Below are 2,992 nucleotides of genomic sequence, written 5' to 3' on the forward strand. Positions count from 1 at the left end.
GTACAGTCATTTTCAAGTGAAAAATGTACCCAGTAGCCTCTTTTCAATTTTTTCTTAGAAGCGACCTGCAGTAAGGGTTTTGTTAATTTTCTAGTATTTATGTATGGGGGAAGTCCAGTTATTCAGCAAACCCCAAGTAAACTATAAGGGATATCGCCATCAGATTCTGATCGGCGATCAACTCTTTCTGTGTTATGATCGAGGCGAGAGTCAAGATTGGTGTTCAAGTTCGTTTCCAGTATTAATCCGGTAAGTTTTTTACTTTAGTATTGTTCGGCTTCTCCCTGAATTTTGTGTCTCCACACCGTTTCGAGTATTGTTCGAGGATTCAAGTATTATGTCTATTTTTGTTGGTAATCTCTCTTACGAGATTTCTGGAAAATAAAGGCCAGGAAGGCGCCGCAATTGCCGCCCTGGATGGTGCTGAATGGATGGGGCGATCAATTAAAGTTAACGAGGCCCGCGATCGTGAAGAGCGCGCGCCCTTCAATGGTGGTGGTGGTGGTGACAGAAAAAAACGCTATTAAGCTTTTTTTGTGAATAATTGTGGGAGGGTGGACAGGGTTCACCCTTTTTTGTCGGCAATTGCGATCGCTGCTCCTCTCAAAACCAAACAAGTAAACTATAAAGGATATCGTCATCAGGTCTGATCGGCGATCGACTCCCGAATATATGGACAACAAAAACCCATGGAGACAACCTATACCCTAGCTGATGGGCCTGAAGCACTTCAATGCCCCACTTTAATTGAAGATGATCGCACGGGCATGAGTCCCGAAACCCTAAAACGGGCTTTTCTGGACAATCTATTTTATTTGCAAGGGGTTAACCGCACCGATGCCAGTCCCTACAATTACTATGTCGCCCTTGCCTACACCGTTCGCGATCGCCTCCTGCGTCGTTTTCTGAAATCCACCGACACCTACAAACAAGAAAAAGTTAAACTCGTCTGCTATTTCTCCGCCGAATTCCTCATGGGGCGGTATTTAGGCAATAATCTCGCTAATTTGGGTATTTACGACCTAATCAAAGAGATGATCGAGGAATTAGGTCTTGATTTTGAGGAAATTATCGAACAGGAACCGGATCCCGGCCTCGGAAACGGCGGTTTAGGGCGTTTAGCGGCTTGTTTCCTCGATTCCCTCGCTTCCCTAGAAATTCCCGCCATCGGTTACGGTATCCGCTACGAATTTGGCATTTTCCATCAAATGATCCAAAACGGTTGGCAGGTGGAAATCCCCGATAACTGGCTACGCTTCGGCAATCCTTGGGAATTACCCCGTCCCGATGAAAGTGTGGAAGTAAAACTGGGAGGCCGGACGGAAATCTATCACGATGATAAGGGACAGGAACGGGTCCAATGGCTGCCGGAACGTCGGGTTTTAGCCATTCCCCACGATACCCCCGTCCCGGGTTACAAAACCAACACGGTGAACGCTTTGCGTCTCTGGAAAGCAGAAGCGAGTGAATCGTTTAATTTTGAGGCTTTTAACGCCGGGTTATACGATCAATCCGTGGCTGAAAAAATGGACGCGGAAACCATTTCTAAAGTCCTTTATCCCAACGATAACACCCCCGCCGGTCGCGAATTACGTCTGGCCCAACAATACTTTTTTGTGGCCGCTTCCCTGCAAGATTTAATTCGCATTCACCTAAAAAGCCACAAAAATCTGCAAAATTTCCACGAAACCGCCGCTATTCAACTGAACGATACTCACCCCGCCATTGCGATCGCTGAGTTAATGCGTTTGTTAGTGGATGAAAACGGCTTAGAATGGTCAAAAGCTTGGACAATTACCCAAAAAACCTTCGCTTATACCAATCATACCCTATTGCCGGAAGCCCTAGAACGTTGGTCGGCGGATCTGCTCGGGAAATTGCTGCCCCGACATCTAGAAATTATCTACCTGATCAATCACTTTTTCCTCGACGATGTGCGGACTTGGTTTCCCGATAACGAGGAATTATTGGGCAAATTGTCGATAGTTGAAGAAGCTGGTTGGGGTAATAAACAAATTCGCATGGCTAATTTAGCCTGTGTGGGTAGTCACTCGATTAACGGAGTTGCGGCTTTACACACCGAGTTACTGCAAAAAGACACCCTGAAAGAGTTTGCCATGCTCTGGCCAGAAAAATTCTACAATAAAACCAATGGTGTCACCCCGCGCCGGTGGATTTTATTGAGCAACCCCCAATTATCGGCACTATTTACCGAAAAAATCGGCGATAATTGGTTAAAAGACCTGAAGGAATTGCGAAAACTGGAACAATACCTTGATGATCCTGAATTTCGTCAGCGTTGGTATGAAATTAAACAGGCGAATAAGGCCGATTTAGCGGCTTATATGCTGAAAACCCGCAATATTGAGGTGGATGTTAATTCGATTTTCGATGTGCAGGTAAAACGGATTCACGAATACAAACGCCAACATCTGGCAGTTCTGCACATTATCGCCCTTTATAATCGCATTAAACAGAACCCTCAGATCGATATCGTGCCGCGCACTTTTATCTTTGGTGGTAAGGCAGCCCCCGGTTACTTTATGGCTAAGTTAATTATTAAGTTAACTAATGCTGTAGCTGAAATTGTTAATAAGGATCCTGATGTCAGAGGTCGTTTAAAATTGGTTTTCCTGCCTAACTTTAACGTTTCTTTGGGTCAACGCATCTATCCGGCGGCGGATCTGTCCGAACAGATTTCTACGGCGGGTAAGGAAGCTTCCGGAACTGGTAACATGAAGTTTGCCATGAATGGCTCCCTCACCATTGGGACTCTGGACGGCGCTAATATCGAAATTCGCGAGGAAGCAGGGGCAGAAAATTTCTTCCTTTTTGGCTTGACAGCAGAAGAAGTTTATGCTAAAAAGGCCCACGGTTATGAACCGATGAGCTATTACAAAAATAATCGCGAATTGAAGGGAGTGATCGATCGAATCAAGAGTGGTTATTTTAGCCATGGTGACACGGAATTATTCAGGCCGATCGTTGATTC

At 45.4% G+C, this 2,992-nt stretch carries 1 protein-coding gene and 1 pseudogene; both read left to right on the forward strand.

Annotated features, from left to right (window positions below):
* Positions 1-374: 374 nt before the first annotated feature.
* Positions 375-527 (forward strand): annotated as a pseudogene (locus EWV66_RS04680) (RNA-binding protein); the annotation flags it as partial.
* Between the two features lie 162 nt (positions 528-689).
* Positions 690-2,992 (forward strand): glycogen/starch/alpha-glucan phosphorylase (locus EWV66_RS04685; protein WP_287108813.1); only part of this gene is annotated, 2,303 nt, incomplete at its 3' end.

Origin of the sequence: Microcystis sp. M_OC_Ca_00000000_C217Col (genome assembly GCF_007095585.1) — a bacterium.
Lineage (GTDB): Bacteria > Cyanobacteriota > Cyanobacteriia > Cyanobacteriales > Microcystaceae > Microcystis > Microcystis panniformis.